This window comes from Pseudomonas chlororaphis (genome assembly GCA_001023535.1).
In the GTDB taxonomy this organism is placed as follows: domain Bacteria; phylum Pseudomonadota; class Gammaproteobacteria; order Pseudomonadales; family Pseudomonadaceae; genus Aquipseudomonas; species Aquipseudomonas chlororaphis_E.
The window spans coordinates 3346806-3369497 of the sequence record CP011020.1 but is presented as its reverse complement, the minus strand read 5'-3'; the positions used below and the strand labels follow the sequence as shown (position 1 = coordinate 3369497).

Here is a 22692-nt window from a genome sequence, read left to right as displayed (position 1 = left end):
GATCACCTGGGTCAGTTGCTGTTGCTGCCTTTGTTATCGAGGCGGTAGCCGAAGCTGACCCCCACGCCCTGGAACAGCACCACGTCGGCCAGTTGCCTGGCGAGTTCGCCGGCGCTGGCGAGCTTGGTCTTGGGTACGAACAGCATGTCTTCGGGTTGCAGGTAGGCGATTTGCGACGCGTCGCCGCTCAGGGCTTTTTCCACGTCGTAATGCCGGGCTTCGACCTGGTTGCCGTTGCGGCGCATGATCACCACCGAATCGAGCCGGGCCTTGACGTTGGTGCCGCGGGCCAGGGTCAGCGCCTCAAGCACCGAGATCGGCCGGCGGATGGGGTAGGAGCCGGGTTGGGCGACTTCACCGAGCACGTAGATCTCGTTGCCGGCGGTGGACTTGAGCAGCACATCGACGGTCATGTGCCCGGGCAGTTGGGCGTAACGCTCATTGAGAAACGCCTCCAGCTGGGTGACGGTCATGCCTTGCAGCGGCACGGCCCCGATTTCCGGAAAGCTCGCATAGCCGTCCCGGCCCACGGTGATTTCCCGGCTCATGCCGGTGCCGGGATGACTCAAGGTGCTGCGCAGGTTGTTCTCGCCGGCCAGCGGGCTGGTGACCAGCACCGTCAACTGGTTGCGGTTGGGTTGGAAGAGCATTTTCTGGTCGTAGGCCCGTTGCACCGCGAGGCGGGCTTCGTCGGTGGTCAAGCCGGCGACCTTGACCGCGGTGTTGGCGCCCGGCAGTTCAATGCTGCCATCGGGCATGACCTGTTGCGTGCCGTTGAGCTGGCTGGCGGCGGTGAAGTTCAGGGCCACCTGGTCACCCGGTTGTACGCGGTAGGCCTGTGGGCCGGTGGTGCTGATGTGAAAGATCACATCGAGCACATCCTGAGGCCGCAGGGTCTGCTCGACCTTGGGCATGTCGGTGGCCTGGGCGTTGGCCGGCGCGGCCGTGAGGATCTGCACCGGCATCGAACGGGTATCGGTGGTGCTGGAGCAACCGGCGAGCGGCAGCAACAGCAGGACAAGCATTCTGGCGTTCATCTCGTCATCCTTCTGCACGCTTACAGGTTGTTGTAGAGCCATTTGGGCATGTAGTACTTGCGGCGGTTGAACACGCTGCCCACCACCTTCGCGCCGGCCTGGGACAAGCGCTGGCGAGTGGCCTGGGCCACTTCCCAGCGGGTGTCTTCACCGCGCACCACCAGCACCACGCCGTCCACCTGGGTGCTGAGCACCAGCGTGTCGCAGGCCGAATACACCGCGTCGGCGTCGATCACCACGAAGCGGTACTGCGCCGCCAGTTGCCGGAACAGCGGGCGCAGTTGCTCGGGGCTCAGGCGTTCGGCATTGCGGCCCAGGCGTCCGAGCGGCAGGAAATCAAAGGGCAGGCTGGAGATCTGCACCACGCAGTCCTGCAACAGGGGCGGGGCGAGGCTGTTGAACAGCAGGTCGCTGAAGCCACGCTCCTTGTACAGCGACAGTTGCTGGCTGAGGTTGCGCGTCGAATGGCTGGCATCTACCAGCAACACGCGCCCCGTGCTCATCTGCGCCAGTTGAGCGGCCAGCGCCATGGCGCTGGTGCTGGTGCCGGTGCCGGTGTTGGCGGCCGTCAGCAGCAGTATCCGCAAGGAAGGGTCGAGCACGGTCGAGGTCAGGTTGGTCTCGCTCGGGCTTGCTATGGTGAGAATATTCGTCGAACCGTCCATTTAACTCGCTCCGTGGCCGCTGAACACTTTGAAGGGGGTCATCATCAGGATCTTCAAATCCAGCATCAGGCTTTGCTCGGCGATGTAGCTGAGGTCCAATTCCACGCGCTGGTCGAAGTCGATATTGCTGCGCCCGGAGATCTGCCAAAGGCCGGTCATGCCGGGGTAGATGCTCAGGCGCACAAGGTGGTTGTCCTTGTAGCGGTAGGCGTTGAACGAGGTCGGCCGTGGGCCCACCAGGCGCATGTCGCCGGTCACTACATTGATCAGGTTCGGCAGTTCGTCGAGGCTGCTGCGTCGCAGGAACCGGCCGATGGGCGTGATGCGCGGGTCGTTGTCGATCTTGAAGTCGATGGCATCGACGCCGTGTTTGTTGAGGTGGCGCAGCGACTCCTTGAGGGCTTCGGCGTCGGCGACCATGGTGCGAAACTTGTACATGCCAAAGACTCGGCCGCGGTAGCCGGTGCGCTTCTGCACGAACAGCACCGGCCCCGGGCTTGAGAACTTGACCAGCAGCGCCAGGCCCAGCAGCAATGGGCAGAGCATCAGCAGAATCGTCAGGGCACCGAGGCAGGCCATCACCCGATTGGTCCGTGAGACCGTCCAGGGCCGGCCGCCGTCGCGGCCGGTCAGCCAGCCCCGGCCTTGGCGGTGGATGGCCGCGTCGAGGCGCCTGCGGTGGTCGGGGTCGACACGTTTGTCGCGTCCGGGTGCGTTGATCGGTAGGTCATGCTCATGTCGGGTCATAGACTCCTCCGCTGAGGTTCGTGCGCAGGTTCAGCCGCGAGCGGCGGGTGGGCAGCAGGCCGCGCGTAGTACTCCAGAAACCAGGCGATGAAGCGGCCGAGGCCTTCGTCCAATTCGATGCGCGGCTGGAACCCGGTGGCCCGCGCCAGGCCACTGGCGTCGGCGCAGGTGTTGAGTACGTCCCCGGCTTGCAGGGGCAGCAGTTCGATGCGGGCGCTGCGGCCCAGGTGTTTTTCCAGCAGCACCACATAGCTGCGCAGCGCCACCGGGTGCTGCCCGCCGATGTTGAAGATCCGCCAGGGCGCCCGGCTGGTGGCCGGGCCCGGTTGTTCGCAAGCCTCCTGTGGAGTGGCCTGGGGCGGTCGGTCGATCAGCCGGGCGATGCTCTCGATGATGTCGTCGACGTAGGTGAAATCCCGTTGGTGTTCGCCGTGGTTGTACAGCGACAGCACTCGACCTTCGGTGATGGCGCGGGCGAACTGGATCGGCGACATGTCCGGCCGGCCCCAGGGGCCGTATACGGTGAAGAAGCGCAGCCCCGTGCACGGGATGCCGAACAGGTGGCTGTAGCTGTGGGCCATCAGCTCATTGGCTTTTTTGCTGGCCGCGTACAGCGACAACGGATGGTCGACGTTGTCCTGCTCCGAGTACGGGGTGTGCGGGTTGGCGCCGTACACCGAGCTGGAAGAGGCGTAGATCAGGTGCCTGACCGGGTAGCGGCGGCAGCTTTCCAGGATGTTGAGGAAACCGCCGAGGTTGCTGTCGACATAGGCCCGCGGGTTCTCCAGGGAATAGCGCACGCCGGCCTGGGCGGCGAGGTGGATCACCACCTCCGGGCGGTGGTGCTGGAACAGCGCATCGATGGCCGGTGCGTCGCTCAAGTCGATCCGGGCCAGCGGGAACTCGCCGGCCTGCTCGTGCACCCAGGCCACGCGGTCGTGCTTGAGCTGCGGGTCGTAGTAGTCGTTGAAGTTGTCCAGCCCGCACACCCGATGGCCGTCGCGCAGCAGGCGCAGCACGCAATGTGCACCGATGAACCCGGCTGCGCCGGTCACCAGGACATTCACGCTTGCGGCCCTGGTGCAGCGGTGTCCGGCAGGGTGTGCCGCAGGCCGATGCCGCGATACAACAGCCCGGCGGCGGCCAGGTGTTCGGGGTTGTACAGGTTGCGGCCATCGATGATCACGCGGGCGCGCAACTTGCTGGCCAGCAGGTCGAAGTCCACTACGCGGAAGTTTTTCCACTCGGTGCAGATCACCAGGGCGTCGGCGTCTTCCAGGGTGTCATCGCGGGTGGCGCACAGGTTCAGGTCTTTGCGGTAGCCGTAGAGACGGCGGCATTCGGACATGGCTTCCGGGTCATAGGCCTGGACCCGGGCGCCTTCGCGCCACAGCGCTTCCATCAGGTAGCGGCTGGGGGCTTCGCGCATGTCATCGGTGTTGGGCTTGAAGGCCAGGCCCCAGATGGCAATCGACTTGCCGGACAGGCCGTCGGGGAATTGTTTGGCGAGCTTCTCGAAAAGGATGTGCCGCTGGCTGTCGTTGACGTCGGTGACGCTGCGCAGCAGGCGCAGGGGCATGCCGCTCTGTTCGGCGGTGTGCAGCAGGGCTCGCAGGTCCTTGGGGAAGCACGAGCCACCGAAGCCGCAGCCGGGGTAGATGAAGTGATAGCCGATGCGCGGGTCTGAACCGATGCCTTTGCGCACCGCTTCGATGTCGGCCCCCAGGCGTTCTGTGAGGTTGGCCAGCTCGTTCATGAAGCTGATGCGTGTGGCGAGCATCGCGTTGGCGGCGTACTTGGTCAGTTCGGCGCTGCGGTTGTCCATGAACATCAGTTTTTCGTGGTTGCGGCAGAAGGGCGCGTACAGCTCGCTCATCTGGTCGCGGGCCAACTGATCGGCGGTGCCGACGATGATCCGGTCCGGGCGCATGCAATCGGCGAGGGCGCTGCCCTCCTTGAGGAATTCGGGGTTGGACACCACCCGCACATTCAGTTGCTTCAGGCCGCGGCGCGCCAGCGCCTGGCGGGCGCAGTCGGCAACTTTGTCGGCCGTGCCCACCGGCACCGTGGACTTGATGATCAAGGTGCGGTCGCTGTCCATGAAGTCGGCGATCTGGCGGGTGACGCCCAGCACATGGCTCAGGTCGGCTGAACCGTCCTCATCGGCGGGCGTGCCGACGGCGATGAAGATCAATTCGCCGTGATTGACCGCATCGCTGGCCTGGGAGCTGAACGCCAGCCGCCCGGCCTTGATGTTCTCTTCGAGCAAACCGGACAGGCCCGGTTCGCTGATAGGCGGCACCGCTTGTTGCAGTTGCCGGATCTTGTTCGGGTCGATGTCGATGCACAGCACGCGATGCCCGACATCGGCCAGCGCGGCGGCCTGGATCAGCCCCACATACCCCGTTCCAAATACGCTCACGTCCATTCTTGGCGCGCCTCGCAAAAACCCGTTTATGTAACTCGGATGAAACTGTTATGAGGGGGTATAGCGCAGCCTCAGAAAAGCGTGTCAGCAAAATGACAGTTGTCAGTGTTGGCAAAACTCGAAAGAACAGGGCCTTTTGATATCAAGTTATTGACTGTCTTGGAAAAGTCTCTGTTTTAAAGGGTTTTAGAGGCGTTTAAGAAAGCGATGAATGGTCATAATCCATAGATTTTTCGATTTTAAGAGCCTTAATCGTGTCATTTTTGGGCTAACTTTTTTTTGACGCGCTCGTTGGTCAGGGCATTTCTTGCACTTTGGAAGGCCGCTGCTACTGTGCAGAAACGAAGCCTGTCCGAGCACCGCAAAAGCGCCGCTTTCCTGGCGCCGGAACGCGCCTCTTTTCAACGTCGCGACCCACCGAGAACGTCATGACCCGATACCTCAAGGAACTGTTGCTGGTGCTGTACCTGGTTCGGGGTCACGAGTACTACCTCGATCGTCTGGGCGCGCTGGGCGTGGGTGTTGCCACACTGCTGTTCGGCGCGATGTTCGTGGTGCTGGTGATTGCCTTATGGCTGGCCGCGCACATTCGCCTGGCGCTTGTGCGGCACCTGTTCGCCCTGGTGATGTTCGTCTCGGCGGTGTTCTTCGAGGTGTACACGCGGGTCACCGACAGCTACCTGACCTACAGTCAGTTCGTGTCGCTGGTGTATTCGGGCGGGTTCATCCAGGAGGCGGCCTACCAGTATCGCGAGGTGATCATCAGTGCCATGGCCGGTGGCCTGTTGCTGTTGCTGGGTGTCGGGCTCAAGCCGCGGCGGCGGCTGGCGATCCCCGGATACCTGCCCATCGCCGCACCGGTGCTGGGCGTGCTGTTACTCAGTGGGGTGCTGTTCGTACGGGCGGGGGAAGGTGCCCGCGGGTTACCGGTGATGTACACGCCGCTGGCCTACTTGAACCTGTTTCTCTACGAGGCCTGGCACAACACCGTCGGCCCTCGGGAACCGGTGGATATTGCGCGGTCAACGGCGCCCATCGACCACGATATCGTGCTGATCATCGATGAAAGCATTGCCGGCAACTACCTCGACATCAATACCCCTTCCGGCGTGCACAGTGGCCTGGAAACGGCGCCGGACGGCGTGGAAATTTTCAACTACGGGTATGCCGCCTCCATCGCCAATTGCAGCGCCGACACCAACGTCACCCTGCGCTATGGCGGCACACGCGCCGACTACATGCGCATCAACAGCACCCTTCCATCGATCTGGCAGTACGCTAGGAAAGCGGGCCTGCGCACGGTCTACATCGACGCCCAGCGCACCGGCGGCAACCTGCAGAACCTGATGACCGACCTGGAAAAGCAGGACATCGACGCCTTCGTCCAATTCGACCAGGTGCGCGTACGCGACCGCGACATGGCGGCCGCGGCGAAGCTGGTCGAACTGCTGGGTGACGGCCAGGCCGAGCTTGTGGTGATCAACAAGGTGGGCGCGCACTTCCCGGTCCACGACAAATACCCCGACGATTTCATGAGCTATCGACCGGCCCTGCCGCGCGGGCAGTACCAGGACGTGGCCGACACCGGCAAGCGCGACGGTTTCAACGGCCAGAACGACGATTGGGTGTTGTACCGCAATGCCTATCAGAACACGTTGCTGTGGAATGTCGGGGAGTTCTTCAGGCGCATTTTCCAGCAGGCCGACCTGAGCCATGCCGTGGTGATCTACACCTCCGATCATGGCCAGGACCTGCATGAGCGCGGCAACCCGGGCCTGAACACCCACTGCGGCGGCGACCCGGTGGCAGAGGAGGGGCTGGTGCCGTTGGTGGTCATCCAGGGCAAGGCCTTGCACACCCTCGACTGGCGTGATGCCCTGGCGCAGAACAAGGACCGTTCGAGTCACTACAACATCTTCCCGACCCTGTTGCAGTTGATGGGCTACGACACTGCTGGCGTCGAGTCGGTCTATGGCAGGTCGCTGGTCCAGCCTACCGATGACGATTTCACCTTCAACTACCGCTTCAACGCGCGCCTGGGGGCGAAACCGGCCTGGCGGCACATCGACCTGAGCCACATCGTCACCCCGAAACCGACCCAGGCAGAAATGGCCGTGGGGCATTGATCAGGTCGCCCACTGTTGGGCCTGTGGGATCGTGCCAGGTCGGGCCCTGACTGATCGCTGGAAATTAACGCTAAACGAACGTGCCTCCAGCCTCTGACAAGCGGGCGAGCGCAATAACAATGCACCAACGAAGGGGCTTGGCGCATAACTCCGCTATCCTGAGCCTCACGTTTCCCATCCGAGCCTGTCCATGCTGGAAGTCCGCGACGTTTTCAAAAGCTACCCTACGCCCCAGGGCCCGCTGCCGGTGTTGCAGGGCGTCGATTTGACGCTGGCGCCGGGCAGCAGCCTGGCGTTGATGGGGGAGTCCGGCAGCGGCAAGAGCACGTTGTTGCATCTGGTTGCCGGGCTGGACAAGGTCGATCGCGGCAGCATCCGCAGTGGCGAGTACCGGCTCGACGGCATGAGCGAAAGTCAGCTGGCCAACTGGCGGCGTACGGAAATCGGCCTGGTGTTCCAGCAGTTCAACCTCATCAGCAGCCTGTCGGTGGCGGACAACCTGGCGTTCCAGGCGCGGCTGTGTGGTCGGCACGACCCGGCGTGGCAGGCGCACCTGGTGCGGCGGCTTGGCCTCGCAGATCTGCTGCGGCGTTATCCCGAGCAGTTGTCCGGCGGCCAGCAGCAACGGGTGGCGCTGGGTCGGGCGCTGGCATCGCGCCCGCCGTTGTTGTTGGCCGATGAGCCCACTGGCAGTCTTGACGAGGCCACCAGTGACGAAGTGCTGCAATTGTTGTTGGAATTGCTGGCCGACAGTCCCACCAGCCTGTTGATGGTGACCCACAGCCCTCGGGTGGCCGCCCGCCTGGCGCAGCGTGTGGTGTTGCAGGGGGGGCGGCTCGCGCAGGTGGCCCAGGGGTGATGATTTTTCTTCAGACCCTCAAGGCGCTGCTCAGCCATTGGCGCCGGCATCCGGTGCAATTTTTCAGCGTGCTCACCGGGCTGTGGCTCGCCACCAGCCTGTTGACCGGCGTGCTGGCACTCAACAGTCAGGCCCGGGACAGTTACGCCCGGGCCAGCCAGCTCATCGGCGGCGAGCCGCAGGCCAGCCTCAGCGCCCCCGGCGGCGGGCCGTTTCCCCAGCAGTGGTTTGTCGATCTGCGCCGCCAGGGCTGGCCGGTGTCGCCGGTGGTGCAGGCCCGGGTGAACCTTGAAGGGCACGATGACCTGCGTCTGCAACTGATGGGCATCGACCCGGTGTCGCTGCCGCCCGGTGCGGCACTGGCAGGGCAGGCGCGGGACATGAGCGAGGTGGTGGCTTTTTTCAGCGATCCGGGGCGCACCTGGATCGCCCCGCAGACCCTGCAAGCGCTGGGGATGGGCGAGGGCGATCGGCCTCGGACCGTCGATGGACGATCCTTGCCACCCTTGCACGTCCAGCCGGACATGGCCCCAGGCATGCTGTTGATGGACATCGGCTTTGCCCAGCAAGCCCTCGGGCTGCCGGACCAGGTGTCGCGCTTGCTGCTGCCCGCCGCCTTCAACGCAGCCTTGCCGGAGGCGTTCAATGGCCGGTTGCAGTTCAAGCGCGCCGATGAAGAAAATAACCTGTCGCGCCTGACCGAAAGCTTCCACCTGAACCTCGATGCCCTGGGGTTTCTGTCGTTCGTGGTGGGGCTGTTCATTGCTCACGCGGCGATCGGCCTGGCGCTGGAGCAACGCCGCGGCCTGCTGCGAACCTTGCGGGCCTGCGGGGTCAGTGCGCGGCGACTGGTCGCCAGCCTGGCCCTTGAACTGGGAGTGCTGGCGTTGCTCGGCGGCGTGGCTGGGGTGCTCAGCGGGTATTGGCTGGCGAGCCTGTTATTGCCGGATGTCGCTGCGAGTTTGCGCGGGTTGTACGGCGCCGAAGTGGCCGGGCACTTGAACCTCAGCCCGTGGTGGTGGCTCAGCGGAATCGGCCTGAGCCTGCTGGGTGCGCTGCTGGCCGGGGCCGACAGCCTGCTGCGGGCGGCGCGCCTGCCCTTGCTGGCGTTGGCCAACCCCCAGGCCTGGCACCAGGCCCATGCACGCCGGTTGCGCCGCCAGGGTTGGATAGCGGCGTTGGTCGCATCGATCGGCGCGTCGGCGTTGATCTGGGGCGACAGTCTGGCCAGCGGTTTTGTCTTGATGACGGCGCTGTTGCTGGGCGCCGCCCTGGCCTTGCCCGTGCTGCTCAACGGCGCCTTGGATGGGTTGTTGCGTCGTAGCCGCTCGGTGCTGGGGCAGTGGTTTCTCGCCGATTGTCGCCAGCAACTGCCGACGCTGAGCCTGGCGCTGATGGCCTTGTTGCTGGCGTTGGCGGCGAACATTGGCGCCGGCAGCATGACCTCGGGTTTCCGCCAGACCTTCAACCATTGGCTTGAACAACGGCTGACCTCGGAGTTGTATGTCAGCCCGCAAACCCCGCTCCAGGCCGCAGCGCTGCACGCCTGGCTCAAGCAGCAACCGGCCGTCACCGCGGTGCTGCCCAACTGGCAAGTCTCGGTGCCCCTGCGCGGGTGGCCGACAGACCTCTTCGGCATCATCGATCACCCTGCGTATCGCCAGCACTGGCCACTGCTGGAGGCGTCCGACGGCGACCCGTGGGCGCAACTGGCCGATGCCGACACGCTGATGCTCAGTGAGCAACTGGCGCGGCGTCTCAAGGTGACGATCGGTGAGCGCTTGACCCTGCCGACCCCGCAGGGGCCATGGACGCCACGGATCGTCGGGATCTACGCCGACTACGGCAACCCCAAGGGCCACGTGCTGATCAACGCCGACCACCTGCTGGCGCACTGGCCGCACTTGACGCCGTATCGCTTCAACCTGCGGATCGAGCCGTCCGCGATCCCGGCGCTGGTGAACGCGCTGCAAAGTCGCTTCCACCTGGATGACAGCCGTATCGTCGATCAGGCCCGGCTCAAAGGCTGGTCGACCCAGGTGTTCGAGCGCACCTTTGCCGCCACCGCCGCCCTCAACAGCCTGACCCTGGCGGTCGCCGGCGTCGCGTTGTTCATCAGCCTGCTGACCCAGAGCCAGAGTCGCCTCGGCCAGTTGGCTCCGTTGTGGGCATTGGGGGTGACCCGCCGCCAATTGATGCTGCTCAACCTCGGCCAGACCTGGCTGCTGGCGTTGCTGACCCTGGTGCTCGCGTTGCCGCTGGGCATCGCCCTGGCCTGGTGCCTGGACACGGTGATCAACGTGCAAGCCTTCGGCTGGCGCCTGCCGTTGCAGGTCTTCCCATTGCAACTGGCCCAGTTGCTGGCCCTGGCGATGTTCGCCACGCTGCTGGCATCGGCCTGGCCGCTGTACGCGTTGTACCGTACGCAACCTGCGGATTTGCTCAGGCATTTTTCCGAGGAAGGACCATGAAGCTCAGCGTTGGCCTGATGCTGCTGGCGTCGTTGCTCGGCGGCTGCGACAACCCGCCGGCGCCGGAGAAGGGCTTTGCCGGCCTCGGCGACCAGGCCGTCGCCTTCACCCCGGTGGTGCCGGGGCGCACGTTCAGTTTCCCGGCCGATCATGGCGCCCACGAAGGCTTTCGTATCGAGTGGTGGTACGTCACCGCCAATCTCAAGGACGCTCAGGGCCGTGACTTTGGCGTGCAGTGGACGCTGTTTCGCAGCGCCTTGGACGCCGCGCCCCAGGCCGACGGCTGGCGCAACCAGACGATCTGGCTCGGTCACGCGGCGGTCACGTCCGCCACCGTGCACCATGCCGCCGAGCGTTATGCCCGTGGTGGCGTAGGGCAGGCCGGGGTGCAGGCGGTGCCTTTCAATGCCTGGATCGATGACTGGCAGTTCGGCACCCAGGCGTCGAGTGCCGATCCGTTGGCGGATATGCAGTTGAAGGCCCACGACTCGCGGTTCAGCTACGCACTGCGGCTTACTTCGACCCGACCGTTGGTGCTGCAGGGGGACAACGGTTTCAGCCAGAAGTCCGAGCAGGGCCAGGCTTCGTATTACTACAGCCAGCCGTTTTTCCAGGCCAGCGGCCAGTTGGAAATCGACGGCCAGCGCTACACGGTCAGTGGCCCGGCCTGGCTGGATCGGGAGTGGAGCAGCCAACCGCTGACGGCCAACCAGACTGGCTGGGACTGGTTCTCCCTGCACCTGGACAGCGGCGAACACCTGATGCTCTACCGCATGCGCCACAAGGACGGCGCGCCCTACCTCACCGGCACCTGGATCGATGCCCAGGGCCATTCGCAAGCGTTGCAGGCCGGTGACATCGAGCTGGCGCCGCTGGGCACGGCCAAGGTCGCCGGCCGTGCAATGCCGGTGCGCTGGTCGATCAAGGTGCCCGGCAAGCACCTGGACGTGACCACCGAAGCCTTGAACCCTGCCGCCTGGATGGACCTGCGCATTCCTTATTGGGAAGGGCCGGTGCGGCTGGAGGGCAGCCACGGCGGCAACGGCTATCTGGAAATGACTGGCTATTGATAATCGCCGGAACTCCCCGCGAACCTCGGCCCTCATAGCTTATGAACGTCTCGCAGGAGCCCGCTATGAGCGATGACCTCACACCTGGGTCGCTGGCCGATTGGCAGCGGCTGTTCGACGACCAGGCCTATTGGCAGCAATCGCCCGATGCTCATTTCACCGCGCTGATGCAGGTGGCCAACGACCTGTTCGGCCAGGGTGCCATCGATCTGGAGCAGTGGCAGGCGTTGAAGGCCAAGGCCGAGCAACTGCACCAACGCTCCCCGCAAGCCAACGTCGCGCAAGAAGTCGATGACCCCGATGCCTGATTGCACGCTTGAAAAAGACTCAAGGAGTCCGTCATGAAACACCGCACCGAATCCACCCAGCACAACCCTGACGAACCGGCGATGCCTGGTGAGGTGGAGCGCGACAACGACGCGCTGCGCCCTAATGATCCGGCCAAGCGCAAGCATGAGGGCGGCGATGAACAGGCGGGGGATACCGACGCGCAGAAAACTGCACGGCGTGGTTGATGCGTTGTATGCCCGTTCACTCGGTGGCGGGGCGCTTAAGTGCTCGGCGTTGCCGATTTTAGAAGAGACGGGTCAATGACTGTTTAACTTGCCGAGTCCCGTTGCAGGACTCGGCGTGAAGTTTTTTTGTACAGTTTGATTGTTTTTGTAGACGTGTCTGTATAAGTGTTACCGACACGGTGGTTGCACTCGGCACTGTAATAAAACCCTGGGTTTTAAACAGTGCGCCATACATAAACAATTATTTAAACGTGGTCGGCGGACATACTCTGCAGCTTCCACTATGATTGTGTCCGTTCGCCCAGTGTCAGGCTCTTTACCAGTGCATGGAATGCCGAGGCCATCGCACTGGGCGAACACCCTTGGCGTTAATGTTCTCCTCTTCCCGTGCACACCGCCAAACCAGCCCTGGCGGGTGCATCGAGCATCTGGCTGGACCTAGCCTGCGGCAGGCACACGCCAATCATCGACGCCCATCGTGCCGCAGACCTCGTGGTTCCAGGTGATCTTGCGATACGAGAAATGCACGTCTTCCAGATGGGTGAAGTGCGCGTTCGCCGGATCCTGGCAGTTGAACATGTAGTCTTTGATCTCGACGATGACCGCGTCAAACATCTTCGTCGTGAAATAGTGTTCCTGGGTGCCCTCAGCCGAAGTCCGCATCCACTGGATCTCGACTTCTTCCAAGGTTTCGCCACTTGTAAGCGCCGCTTGCAGCAGAGGTGTGGCCTTGTCGAACACTTTTGTGATGATCAGAGGATGGTGCACGCGCTGGCCGGTCGGTTGACCGGACTGTGGGTCTCGCGGGACGGTAATGTGATGTTGGAAGCCTTGCACCAGGATCTGGTCTTCACGACCCTCCTGGTAGATGTTGCCAACCGATTCGGCCGAAAAGGCACCGGCTGTGATCAGGCCTTGCTTACGACCTTTGATAACCATGTACGCGGGGGTAGCCAATGGATGCTCTCCTTCCTGGATAGCCTGGGACGGAAGTCGTGCCAGGGGACCCGACGGTTATCAAGAGCTATGCCATTTCTTAAAAGATCATATAAATCAATCTGTTGAGTGAATTGCCGGCCTATAGCTATCGCATCTGGGCAGGAAAAACGCCTCAAGGCTTGCGCGGATCAACGCAGTTTCCTGCCGACGTACCCGACAGTCCGTTCCTACACGCCCAGCGCGGCCATGCATTCATCGATCGAGCGCTGCTGCGTCTGTGCGTACAGCCCCAGTTCATCGATGGTCGAGCGTCCCAGGGCTTCTTCAAAGGCCTGGCGGTTGGATTGCCCGGCGTAGTGGCTCTGGGCGGCGTCGCCAAGGTTCGACTGGAAGATGCCAGCGGCACTGACGGGCAGGAAATCCTCATACACGAGGGGTTCGGCGCGCAGGTAGCGCAGTTCCAACAAGCGCTCCAGAGAGGCCTGCGGTTCGAGGGTGCCCTTGGCGGCGAGGCCTTCTGGCGTCACGAAATAGCGGAAGTAGGCCAGTGCCTGGTGACGCAGCGCTTCGTGGTCGTCCGGGAAGGCCGCGAAGTGCTCGCTCATCAATGCGTCGTAGCGCAGGGCATTGGCCTCGTTGGGAAACTCGCCCAGCGCATCGCGGGCCGCGTTCAGCAGTTGGTCGTAGAGTGCTCGGCCCTTGGGCGTGAGGGCGGCGCCGCGTTGTTCGATTTCGCCGAAACGGGCGCTGTGACTGCCCTGGCCGTCGGGCTGATCGGTGAAGGCGACGGGTTCATCGAGGGCCTTGAAGCTGGTCTGGCGCAGCAGGATAGGGCATTGGCGACGGGGCGGGCCTTCGATCACCGCCTTGGGCGTGATGCCCTGCACGGGCATCTGGGCCTGGACGATGTCGATGTCCAGGGTCCGCGGCGTCAGGTGGTTGATGTGCGGGCCCTTGAAGGCCACCACGTCGGCGATCAGCCGATGTTGCGCGCTCAGTTGTCGGTATTGGTCCGCCGTGACAGTGGCGCTGTGGTGCCAACGGAAGGTTTCCAGGGCCTGGCGGACAAAGTCGTCCGCCTGGGGCTCGGTCAGGCCTCCCTCACGTTCGGCGAGGGCAATGAGTTCCAGCGCGCCAGGGGTGAAGATCTGCCGCCTGGCCAGCACGGATTCGGCAAACGCTCGCAGTTCGGTGTTCTCGATCAACTCCAGGCGCAGCAGGGAGGTAAACACCCGGAACGGGCTGACCTGCAACGCGCTTTCATGCACGGCGCGGAACGCGGTGGAATGCACCGGCACCCCGGCCGGCGTGAGGTCGTAGTAGCCCACCGGCTGCATGCCCATGACCGCGAACAGTCGCCCCAGGGTGTTGAGCTCTGCCGCGGTGCCGACGCGGATCGCACCGTGGCGTTCCAGGTCCAGGCGTTGCAGTTCGCCGGTGCTGCGCAGGTGCGCGGCCAGTGACGGGTCTTCGGCCAGCACCTGGGCGTTGGTGTGCTCCACCAGCTTCATCAACGCGCCATACAACGGCACCTCGTCGCGGTACATGTCGGACATCGCTCGGGAGAAGCGTTGACGGATCAGGTCGGGGCTGACGAAGCTCATGGTGGGCGTTCCTGGCTATGGCTATCGGGAGGAAGAAGTTGCACGAAAGATCGCAGCCTTCGCCGGTACCGACAAACGAAGAATCTTCAGGACTTCATTCTGCCAGGGACTGACCCGTGCCAGGGGGCGGCTACTGCCCCAGACCCTTGAGAAACTCCCGGTACAACGCCGCGGTTTTCCTTGGTTTCTCGACCATGGGCATGTGGCCGACCCCGTCCCAGATTTCCACCCGCAGGTCCGCGATACCCTTGCTCCACACCGGCACGCTGCTGACGTCGATCAGCCGGTCCTTGCGGCCCCAGAGCAACAGCGACGGCGCGCGGATCTGGGACAAGCGCGGTTCCATCGGCGGGCTGGCGCGAAAGTCGACGAAGATCTCCGCCAGTTCATCCCGGCGCTGCTCGTAGCGTTGCGCCAATGCCGCCAGCACCACGCTCGGCACCCAGGGCGGCGAGGCCATGGTCATGGCGTAGAACGGCGCGAACTCATCCCGCGAGTGCACAAGGAACGGGTTATGCCCGGCGGCCAGGTGACGCTCCATGTCGCTCGGCTCGGGTGCGGTGACGCCGGCGGGGTCGATCAGCGCCAGGGTCGATACGCGCTCGGGATAGGTGGCCGCCAGCCATGCCGCGAGGTAGCCGCCCATGGAGTTGCCGATCACATGGACCTTGTCCAGCCCGCAGGCGTCGAGCAACTCGATGGCGCGCCGGGCCTGGGTCGGGATGTCGTAACCGCCGCCGGCCTTGAAGCCGGTCTCGCCATGGCCGGCCAGGTCGGGAACCACCACCCGGTAGTCGCCGACAAAGTGCCGGGCAAAGCGCAGCCAGAGGTTTTTGTCAGCGCTGTAGCCGTGCAGCATCAGGATGCTGCCGGACGCTTCATAGGGTCCGCCCTGCCAGGTCGATACGGTCATCTCGCTGATCGGCACGGTGATCTTGTGCAACCGGTAAAGTCGCGCCTCCAGGGCCATGCTCAGGTCATACAACACATGGCCGATGCCCGGGTACGTCAACCAGCTCCAGGCGATAAACACGGCAAGAACTGCGCACAACACCAGCATGTCACGCCCTCCATGGGTTACGACAGGATGTGATCCGCCGGCTTCAGCCGGCGGGTCAGCCAGTAATAAGTGAAGCTGAAACCTGGGAACATCGCGATCACATGGCCGCTTTTGCTTTGATACCAGCTGTGACAGCCGCCGGATTTCCAGACGGTGCGCTGCATTTCCCGGTGGATCATGTCCGTGTAGCGTCGTTCCGCCGCCGGCTGCACTTCGATGCAGCGCAGGTTTTGCCGCTTCAACGTGCGGATGCAGTCGAGGATGTAGTTCATCTGCGCTTCGATGATGAACAGCGCCGAGGTGTGGCCAATGCCGGTGTTGGGCCCGGTAACGATGAACAGGTTGGGAAAGCCCGGCAGGCTGGTGCCCAGGTACGCTCGTGGATATGGGTCCCAGACTGCGCGCAGCTCGGTGGCGTGCTTGCCGGTCACCGGGTAGGAAATCACCCCGTCGGTGGCGTCATAGCCGGTGGACCAGACGATCAGGTCCAAGGCGATGTGCCGGCCGTCGCGGGTGATGATGCCGGTTTCGTCGAGGGCGGCGATGCCTTGTTCCTGCCCGTGCACGCTGACGTTGGGCCGGCACAGCGCCGGGTACAGCGTGCTGGAGAGGATGACGCGCTTGCAGCCGATCAGGTAGTCCGGGGTCAAGCGCTTGCGCAGCTGCGGGTCGGGCACTTGGCGTTTCAGCAGTTTCAATGCCTTGCGCTGGACTATGCGCACCGCCGGCCGCGAATACTTGAAGGCAATCACGCGGGTCTCGAATTGCCAGTAGATCGACCAGCGCAACAGCGTGCGCACCGGGGCCAGGCCCAGCAGCCAGCGCTCCAGGCGGTTGAACGTGTGATCGGGACGTGGCAGCACCCAGTGCGGCGTGCGCTGGAACACGTGCAGGTGCTCGACCTGGGGGGCGATGGCCGGAATCACCTGGGCGGCGCTGGCACCGCTGCCGACAATGGCCACGCGTTTGTGGCGATAGTCGTAGGCAGGGTCCCACTGGTTGGTATGAAAGGCCTGGCCCTTGAAGCGCTCCCGACCGTCGAACGCCGGGATCACCGGCTGGCTGAGGGGCCCGGTGGCATTGATCAGGAACTGTGCGCGATAGACCTGGTGGTTGGTCTGGACCACCCACTGCCGGGCGCTGTCGTCCCATTCCACACGCTCTACGTTCGTCCCCAGCCGCACTTTGTCCCGCAGCTTGAAACGCTCGATCACGGTTTGGGTGTAGCGGTGCAATTCGTCCTGCCCGGCGAACATCTGACGCCAGTCGTAGGCGGCGAACGACAGGGAATACAGGGGAGAGGGAACGTCCACCGCCGCGCCAGGGTAGGTGTTCTGGCACCAGGTGCCGCCGAAAAAGTCCCGACGCTCGAGCATCAGGAAATCCTCGAACCCTGCTTTGAGCAGATTGACCGCCGCACACTGGCCTCCAAACCCGCTGCCGATGATCAACACCTGGTAACTGTCCATGGGCCTCCTTCCTCGGGATGTGCCGGACCCCCTTGTCATGTATAGCCAAAATTCACGGCGAGCCAAGCCTTTTGATGAGGCAAGCCTCGGCAAATGTCCCAATCAGCCCTCTGCGGTCTAGAGCCCTGGTCCAGAGTCGGGTAGGGTGCCTGTGCACTCTTTCGCAACGAACAAGGATGAAATCATGACGATGACCGCTCTTCGCACCCGCCTGGCCGTCAGCCTCGGTCTGAGCCTGGCCCTCGGCGCGCTCTCGCCCGTTGCCTTCGCGCAGCCCCAGCAGCAGGTCCTGGCCCACGCCGAACAGTACAAGGGCGAGGCCCTGAAACTGCTGGAACGACTGGTCAACATCGACTCCGGTTCCGGGTATGTGCCGGGCCTGACCCAGGTTGGCGACATCACCATCGAAGAATTGAAAAAGTTGGGCGCCACCATCGAGAAAGTGCCGAACTCGGACGGCACCCAGCACATCCTTGCGACCCTCAAGGGCAGCGGCAAGGCGAAGATTCTGCTGATGGCCCACATGGACACCGTGTTCAAGGAGGGCTCTGCCGCCGAGCGTCCGTTCCATATCAAGGATGGGCGGGCCTACGGGCCGGGGGTGATGGATGACAAGGGCGGCATCGTCGCTGGGGTCTATGCCTTGAAGATCCTCAAGGATCTGGATTTCAAGGACTACGCACAGATCACCTTCCTGCTCGATGCCAGCGAAGAAACCGGCTCGGACGCCGCCACCGACCTGATCAAAAGGACCGCCAAGGTCCATGACGTGACCCTCAACCTCGAGCCGGGCCGCCCGGCGGATGGCCTGGTGGTGTGGCGCAAGGGCAGTGCCACGGCGTTGCTGGAGGTCAAGGGCAAGGCGTCCCACGCCGGTGTTGCGCCGGAGCTGGGGCGCAATGCGGCGATGGAAGCGGCGCACCAGATCCTGCAGTTGGGCAAGCTGGGCGATGTTGAAAAGAAAACCACCATCAATTTCACCGTGATCCAGGCCGGCGACAGGACCAATGTGATTCCCGACAAGGCCAGCGCCAAGGCCGACGTGCGCGCGGCGGTGCCGGAAGAGTTCGACCGCCTCGAAAAAGACCTGGCCCGGGTGTCGCAAGACAAGTTGATCGCCGACACCGAGGTCACCACCAGCCTCAAGCGCGGCCTGCCACCGATGCCGCAGACCGCGGAATCGGATCGCCTGATGGCGATGGCCCAAGGCATCTATGGCGAACTGGGCCGCAAACTCACCGAAGAAGGCAGCGGCGGCGCGGCGGATGCCAGCCTCTCCGCCGGCGTCGGCACGCCGACGCTGGACGGCTTTGGCATCGTCGGCGGCAACATCCATACCCCCGAGGAATACGCCGAGGTCGAGAGCGTGGTGCCGCGGGTTTACCTGTTGTCGCGGATGATCATGGAGTTGGCGAAGCGATAGTTGCGTCCAATAGTGTGATCGACTCAAACCCTGTGGGAGTGGGCTTGCTCGCGAAGGCGGTGTGTCAGTTGATGAAGGGTACCTGACACTCCGCTTTCGCGAGCAAGCCCGCTCCCACAAGGGTTATGTGTTGGTTGACTAACGCGGGTCGACGTTATCCAGCGCCCGGTTCGCCAGCAGGCTGCCGAGCTCGATCAACTGCTGGATGCCCAGCGCCACATGCCGCCTGGAGCCGTCCAGTTCAAACGCCAGGTCGCTGACCATCGCATTGGCCGACGCCAGGGTTTCGCTGAGGTTGGCAAGCAGGCATTCGGTGTCGATGCCGTTGACGACGGTGAAAAGTTGGCCTGGATCGGAGGTGGGTTCTGTGGGCTTGGGCTTGAGGTAGAAGTCGAGGGCGCGGTCGGCGGCTTTGTCGAAGGCGCTTGAGTCCGGATCGGTTTCCGGTGGGTTGGGGGTAACTTTGAACATGATGAAACTCCGATGCATCTGAATGGGAGCCATCGCCTTTTCGCTACCAAACGAAGGGTGGTGGCCATACGAAGGTTGGTAGACCGGGCATCGGAGCCGGCGCCTCCGAAGAGACCCTGCGCATGGCCACCAAAAAGCGAAGTGCGCATTGCACTTGCAGAGGTGACGCTATGCACCGAAAGCCCGGGCTACCAAACCCGATCACTGATTTGTCAGCGACCGGAAAACGATAAAGCCCAGCCCCAAGGTGCACAAGCCGGCGGATTCTGGCGTAGTTGTAGGCAATGGCGCAAGGTGAGGGCGCCTGTGCCTACACCGAAACGAACGGAGTAAACACGCGTTTCCTGTGGCGAGGGGATTTATCCCCGTTCGGCTGCGAAGCAGTCGTAAAACCGGCTGGCACGGTTCCTCTGTCACACCGCAGCGTCTGGCTTTGGGGCTGCTTCGCAGCCCAGCGGGGATAAATCCCCTCGCCACAGGGACACAGGGACACAGGGAGCTGCCAAGGTCTCAATAAACCCACACCTCCACCCGCCGATTGCGGATCCGGCCTTCATCCTCGCTGTTGGCCGCCACCGGCATCAGCGCGCCGAAGCCACGTACCTCGCGCAGTGTCACGCCGTTCTTGACCAGTTCGCGGCGCACGGCCATGGCCCGCAGTTTGGACAACAGGTCGGCGCGTGCCGGGTCGTCCTTGGCGTCGCCGAAACCCACCAGCGTCACGCGTCGATCGAGCTTGCCGTGCTGCTTTATGTAGTCGAGCACCCGCCCCAGGTCCTGGTGGGCCTTGTTGTCGAGGCTGGCGCTGCCTTCTTCGAAGCGGAAGTTCACGGACAGGCGTTGTGCATGGCGACTCAGGGCCTGGTAACCCTCGGGCATCAGCGCGTTTGGCGTCACCGACATGGCTCGTACGGTCTGGGCGATGAAGCCGTTGGTCGCGACGATGGCCTGGCCCTTGTCGCTCTGGGTGAAGTCGACCAATGCCTGGGCCCAGGGGTTCTGGTCCCACGGCGGCAGGTAGAAGAACAGCCGGCGGGACAGCGGGTAGTCCTCGGTGGCGATCAGGGTGTTCAGCGGCAACATGGGTTGGGAATCGCCGTCGACGATCGCCAGTGCCTTGGCTTGGCGTACGTAGGGCAAACCGATGAAACCGATGCCTTGCGGGTCCTGGCTGACGGCGTCCGACAACTGTTCGCTGGATTCGAAGCGTCGCGCTGTAGGATCCAGCCGCTTGCCTTGTCGGCTGAGCACCAGTTCCTTGAAGGTGTCGTAGGTGCCCGATTGTTCATCCCGGGCGTACAGGTGGATCGGTCCGCCCACGCTGCCCACCGCTTCCCAGGTCTTTGCCTCGCCGCTGAAGATCTTCGCCAGTTGCACGGTATCGAGCTGACGCAGCGGGTTCTGGGGATGAAGGATGATCGCCAGGCCGTCGATGGCAATGACCTGCTCGGCGGCAGGACTTTTCAGATCGCCGAGGGCTGACAGTTCCTTCAGCTCGCTGTCCTTGATCGGCCGGGATGCGGCCGCCAGGTCGGTGCTGGCCTGCTTGAGGGCGGCGAAACCGGTGCTGGAGCCGTGGGCAGCGATGTCGACTTCGACCCGACGACCATCGCGGGTCTGGCCGACGATGCGCTGTTCGTTATCCCGGCCGGTGATTTCGGCACTGACCTTGAGCAGGCCCTGATCTTCCATCAAGCCCTTGACCAACGCCGGCCCCAGCGCCGCGCCGATGGTGTTGGAGCCCTGGATGCGCAGTGCCGGTCCACGCTCAGGCACCGGCAAGCTGCCGGCCCACGTCGCGAGCGGCAACCAGAGCCCCATCAACACACCCAACCACAGCCGCATGCCGGCACCTTCAGAACCTGAGGAAGTGCCGGAAGATTAAGTCAGTCAGGTGACTGAAAGATGACAGCGAGGCGACCGATCCATCTGTGGCGATCACAGACCCAAGGCAAACCCAAAAAACTGTGGGAGCGGGCTTGCCCGCGAAAGCGGCCTTACAGCCAACCTCGCCATCGACTGACCCGGCGCCTTCGCGGGCAAGCCCGCTCCCACAATGGATTCTGTGGCGATCACAGGCTCAAGGCAAACCCCAACCCCTGTGGTGGCCCAGTACCTGTGGTTGCGGTCAGCTCAGTTGCAGCCAGATCGGTGCATGGTCCGACGGCTTTTCCATGCCCCGCAGTTCATAGTCGACGCCGGCATCCTTGACCCGGTGCAGCAGGCCATGGGAGGTGAGGATCAGGTCAATGCGCAGGCCGCGCTTGGGTTCGTCTTCGAAGCCGCGGCTGCGGTAGTCGAACCAGCTGAAACGGTCGCAGACGTCCGGGTTCAGGTGGCGGAAGCTGTCCACCAGGCCCCAGTTCTTCAAGCGGGCCATCCACTCGCGTTCCTCCGGCAGGAAGCTGCATTTACCGGTTTTCAGCCAGCGCTTCATATTGTCCGGGCCGATACCGATGTCGCAGTCTTCCGGGGAGATGTTCACGTCGCCCATCACCACCACCGGCTGATCGTTGCTGAAGCGGCTTTCCAGCAATTGCTGCAAGTCGTTGTAGAACCGTTCCTTGGCGGGGAACTTGGTCGGGTGGTCGCGGCTTTCACCTTGAGGGAAATAGCCGTTCATGATCGTCACCGGCACACCGTTGGCATCGGCGAAGGTGCCCCAGATGAAGCGCCGCTGGACGTCTTCGTCGTCGCTTTCGAAACCCTTGTACAGGCTCAGTGGCGGCTGGCGGGAGAGCAGGGCGACGCCGTAGTGGCCCTTTTGCCCGTGGTAGTGCACGTGGTAACCCAGGGCCTGGATCTCGGCCAGCGGGAACTGCTCGTCGTGGACCTTGGTTTCCTGCAGTCCGATCACGTCCGGCTGGTGCTTGTCGATCAGCGCCGCCAGCTGATGAGGACGGGCGCGCAGCCCGTTGATGTTGAAGGAGACGATCTTCATGGTCGGCAGTCCTGGCAAAACTGCGATGCTAGCTGACATGTCGGAAGGGGGCCAGCGTGGCAGTAGGACAAATGCGCTGCTAATGTCCTTTGCTTGTAGGAACGATCACAGCCCTGCCGGGTTCGTAGTCAATAAGAGCAGGGCCTCACCGAGCCCGCCCAGGAGATCCGCCACCATGCCTGAAACCGCCACCGCCCTCGCCGACATCCATATGCTCGACAGCGGTTATTCCCGCGAAGCCCGTTCGTTGCTGTACCAGGCCTATCGCCATGAGCCGACCTTCAGCTTCCTGTTCGAATCCGAGCGTCCCGGCTACGAGCAGCGAGTGCGGGCCACGGTGCGGGAGTTGGTGAAGCAGCATTTTCTCCAGGACCTGCCGGCCATCGGCCTGCTGGTCAACGATCGGCTCATCGGCATCGCCTTGATCGCCCCGCCACAGCGGCGCCTGGGCATCACCGAAAGCTGGGCGTGGCGGTTGCGCATGGTGTTGAGCACGGGTTTTCGCTGCACCCGGCGCTACCTGGAGTACCACGCGGCGGTCACGGCCTGCCTGCCGTCGGATGCGGTTCATGTGTTGCCGTTGCTGGGCATTCACCCACAGTTCCAAGGCCAGCATTATGGCGAGCAATTACTCACGGCCGTGCACAACTGGTGCGCGGTGGATGAGCATTCCCAAGGCGTTGTGCTGGACACCGGCAACCCCCGTTACCTGGATTTTTATAAGCGCCAGGGCTACGAGGAAATCGGCGAGATTGCCGTAGGACCGATCCGCGAACACGTGTTTTTCCACGCCAATCCGCAGGTCCTGCACAGCGCAACGGCCTGATCGGACGAACTTTTAGGACGAGTCTGGCTCTATCAGGCTCC

General features: G+C 63.4%; 19 protein-coding genes. 7 read left to right on the top strand and 12 right to left on the bottom strand.

What is annotated here, in order from left to right:
- Positions 1 to 11: 11 nt before the first annotated feature.
- From VM99_14935 to VM99_14915, 5 genes are read right to left on the bottom strand one after another with little or no spacing between them, the layout of a single operon-like run.
- Positions 12 to 1037 (bottom strand): polysaccharide biosynthesis protein, encoded by a 1026-nt coding sequence (locus VM99_14935; protein ID AKJ99303.1) that lies wholly within the window; start codon positions 1035 to 1037, stop codon positions 12 to 14.
- Positions 1038 to 1057: 20 nt separating this feature from the next.
- Complete coding sequence (locus VM99_14930) at positions 1058 to 1702, bottom strand: cobalamin biosynthesis protein CobQ (protein AKJ99302.1); 645 nt, start codon at positions 1700 to 1702, stop codon at positions 1058 to 1060.
- Positions 1703 to 2449: a sugar transferase gene (locus VM99_14925; GenBank protein AKJ99301.1), complete on the bottom strand. Its 747-nt coding sequence runs from the start codon at positions 2447 to 2449 to the stop codon at positions 1703 to 1705. It abuts the gene before it with no gap.
- Complete coding sequence (locus VM99_14920; GenBank protein AKJ99300.1) at positions 2446 to 3516, bottom strand: UDP-glucuronate 5-epimerase; 1071 nt, start codon at positions 3514 to 3516, stop codon at positions 2446 to 2448. Before VM99_14920 ends, VM99_14925 begins: the two co-directional genes overlap by 4 nt.
- Positions 3513 to 4877, bottom strand: coding sequence for a UDP-glucose 6-dehydrogenase (locus VM99_14915; protein AKJ99299.1), 1365 nt, complete (start codon positions 4875 to 4877; stop codon positions 3513 to 3515). The genes VM99_14920 and VM99_14915 overlap by 4 nt, the downstream gene beginning before the upstream one ends.
- A gap of 428 nt (positions 4878 to 5305) precedes the next feature.
- Between VM99_14915 and VM99_14910 the strand changes: the two genes are divergently transcribed.
- The 5 genes from VM99_14910 (at position 5306) to VM99_14890 (ending at position 11711) form a co-directional block, all read left to right on the top strand.
- On the top strand, positions 5306 to 7003 hold the full coding sequence (locus tag VM99_14910; protein ID AKJ99298.1) for a sulfatase: 1698 nt from the start codon (positions 5306 to 5308) through the stop codon (positions 7001 to 7003).
- Positions 7004 to 7193: 190 nt separating this feature from the next.
- Positions 7194 to 7862, top strand: coding sequence for an ABC transporter ATP-binding protein (locus VM99_14905; protein AKJ99297.1), 669 nt, complete (start codon positions 7194 to 7196; stop codon positions 7860 to 7862).
- Positions 7859 to 10333, top strand: coding sequence for an ABC transporter permease (locus tag VM99_14900; GenBank protein AKJ99296.1), 2475 nt, complete (start codon positions 7859 to 7861; stop codon positions 10331 to 10333). The genes VM99_14905 and VM99_14900 overlap by 4 nt, the downstream gene beginning before the upstream one ends.
- Positions 10330 to 11403, top strand: coding sequence for an iron ABC transporter permease (locus VM99_14895; protein ID AKJ99295.1), 1074 nt, complete (start codon positions 10330 to 10332; stop codon positions 11401 to 11403). The genes VM99_14900 and VM99_14895 overlap by 4 nt, the downstream gene beginning before the upstream one ends.
- A gap of 65 nt (positions 11404 to 11468) precedes the next feature.
- A complete protein-coding gene (locus VM99_14890; GenBank protein ID AKJ99294.1) occupies positions 11469 to 11711 on the top strand; it encodes a hypothetical protein in 243 nt (80 codons plus the stop codon).
- A gap of 645 nt (positions 11712 to 12356) precedes the next feature.
- Here the strand turns inward: VM99_14890 and VM99_14885 are convergent.
- The 4 genes from VM99_14885 to VM99_14870 form a co-directional block, all read right to left on the bottom strand.
- Positions 12357 to 12875 carry a Major exported protein gene (locus tag VM99_14885; GenBank protein AKJ99293.1) on the bottom strand — a complete coding sequence of 173 codons (519 nt, stop codon included), beginning with the start codon at positions 12873 to 12875 and terminating at the stop codon, positions 12357 to 12359.
- 209 nt (positions 12876 to 13084) lie between these two features.
- Positions 13085 to 14461 carry a hypothetical protein gene (locus tag VM99_14880; protein ID AKJ99292.1) on the bottom strand — a complete coding sequence of 459 codons (1377 nt, stop codon included), beginning with the start codon at positions 14459 to 14461 and terminating at the stop codon, positions 13085 to 13087.
- Between the two features lie 130 nt (positions 14462 to 14591).
- Positions 14592 to 15521, bottom strand: coding sequence for an alpha/beta hydrolase (locus VM99_14875; protein AKJ99291.1), 930 nt, complete (start codon positions 15519 to 15521; stop codon positions 14592 to 14594).
- Between the two features lie 17 nt (positions 15522 to 15538).
- Positions 15539 to 16990 carry a monooxygenase gene (locus tag VM99_14870; GenBank protein AKJ99290.1) on the bottom strand — a complete coding sequence of 484 codons (1452 nt, stop codon included), beginning with the start codon at positions 16988 to 16990 and terminating at the stop codon, positions 15539 to 15541.
- A gap of 184 nt (positions 16991 to 17174) precedes the next feature.
- Between VM99_14870 and VM99_14865 the strand changes: the two genes are divergently transcribed.
- Complete coding sequence (locus VM99_14865; GenBank protein AKJ99289.1) at positions 17175 to 18413, top strand: glutamate carboxypeptidase; 1239 nt, start codon at positions 17175 to 17177, stop codon at positions 18411 to 18413.
- A gap of 138 nt (positions 18414 to 18551) precedes the next feature.
- On the opposite strand, the gene VM99_14860 is transcribed toward VM99_14865, so the two are convergent.
- From VM99_14860 to VM99_14850, 3 genes are all read right to left on the bottom strand, one after another.
- On the bottom strand, positions 18552 to 18884 hold the full coding sequence (locus tag VM99_14860; GenBank protein AKK01764.1) for a hypothetical protein: 333 nt from the start codon (positions 18882 to 18884) through the stop codon (positions 18552 to 18554).
- Between the two features lie 510 nt (positions 18885 to 19394).
- Complete coding sequence (locus VM99_14855; protein AKJ99288.1) at positions 19395 to 20729, bottom strand: membrane protein; 1335 nt, start codon at positions 20727 to 20729, stop codon at positions 19395 to 19397.
- A gap of 283 nt (positions 20730 to 21012) precedes the next feature.
- Complete coding sequence (locus tag VM99_14850) at positions 21013 to 21825, bottom strand: exonuclease III (GenBank protein ID AKJ99287.1); 813 nt, start codon at positions 21823 to 21825, stop codon at positions 21013 to 21015.
- Positions 21826 to 22000: 175 nt separating this feature from the next.
- Between VM99_14850 and VM99_14845 the strand changes: the two genes are divergently transcribed.
- The gene (locus VM99_14845; protein ID AKJ99286.1) at positions 22001 to 22651 is read left to right on the top strand and encodes a GNAT family acetyltransferase; all 651 of its coding nucleotides are present in this window, start codon (positions 22001 to 22003) and stop codon (positions 22649 to 22651) included.
- Positions 22652 to 22692 lie beyond the last annotated feature (41 nt).

Excerpts from the sequence above, each read along its gene's own strand:
- VM99_14935 (AKJ99303.1), bottom strand. The coding sequence starts at position 1,037 with ATGAACGCCAGAATGCTTGTCCTGCTGTTGCTGCCGCTCGCCGGTTGC.
- VM99_14930 (AKJ99302.1), bottom strand. The coding sequence starts at position 1,702 with ATGGACGGTTCGACGAATATTCTCACCATAGCAAGCCCGAGCGAGACC.
- VM99_14925 (AKJ99301.1), bottom strand. The coding sequence starts at position 2,449 with ATGACCCGACATGAGCATGACCTACCGATCAACGCACCCGGACGCGAC.
- VM99_14915 (AKJ99299.1), bottom strand. The coding sequence starts at position 4,877 with ATGGACGTGAGCGTATTTGGAACGGGGTATGTGGGGCTGATCCAGGCC.
- VM99_14910 (AKJ99298.1), top strand. The coding sequence starts at position 5,306 with ATGACCCGATACCTCAAGGAACTGTTGCTGGTGCTGTACCTGGTTCGG.
- VM99_14905 (AKJ99297.1), top strand. The coding sequence starts at position 7,194 with ATGCTGGAAGTCCGCGACGTTTTCAAAAGCTACCCTACGCCCCAGGGC.
- VM99_14895 (AKJ99295.1), top strand. The coding sequence starts at position 10,330 with ATGAAGCTCAGCGTTGGCCTGATGCTGCTGGCGTCGTTGCTCGGCGGC.
- VM99_14890 (AKJ99294.1), top strand. The coding sequence starts at position 11,469 with ATGAGCGATGACCTCACACCTGGGTCGCTGGCCGATTGGCAGCGGCTG.
- VM99_14880 (AKJ99292.1), bottom strand. The coding sequence starts at position 14,461 with ATGAGCTTCGTCAGCCCCGACCTGATCCGTCAACGCTTCTCCCGAGCG.
- VM99_14875 (AKJ99291.1), bottom strand. The coding sequence starts at position 15,521 with ATGCTGGTGTTGTGCGCAGTTCTTGCCGTGTTTATCGCCTGGAGCTGG.
- VM99_14870 (AKJ99290.1), bottom strand. The coding sequence starts at position 16,990 with ATGGACAGTTACCAGGTGTTGATCATCGGCAGCGGGTTTGGAGGCCAG.
- VM99_14865 (AKJ99289.1), top strand. The coding sequence starts at position 17,175 with ATGACGATGACCGCTCTTCGCACCCGCCTGGCCGTCAGCCTCGGTCTG.
- VM99_14860 (AKK01764.1), bottom strand. The coding sequence starts at position 18,884 with ATGTTCAAAGTTACCCCCAACCCACCGGAAACCGATCCGGACTCAAGC.
- VM99_14855 (AKJ99288.1), bottom strand. The coding sequence starts at position 20,729 with ATGCGGCTGTGGTTGGGTGTGTTGATGGGGCTCTGGTTGCCGCTCGCG.
- VM99_14850 (AKJ99287.1), bottom strand. The coding sequence starts at position 21,825 with ATGAAGATCGTCTCCTTCAACATCAACGGGCTGCGCGCCCGTCCTCAT.
- VM99_14845 (AKJ99286.1), top strand. The coding sequence starts at position 22,001 with ATGCCTGAAACCGCCACCGCCCTCGCCGACATCCATATGCTCGACAGC.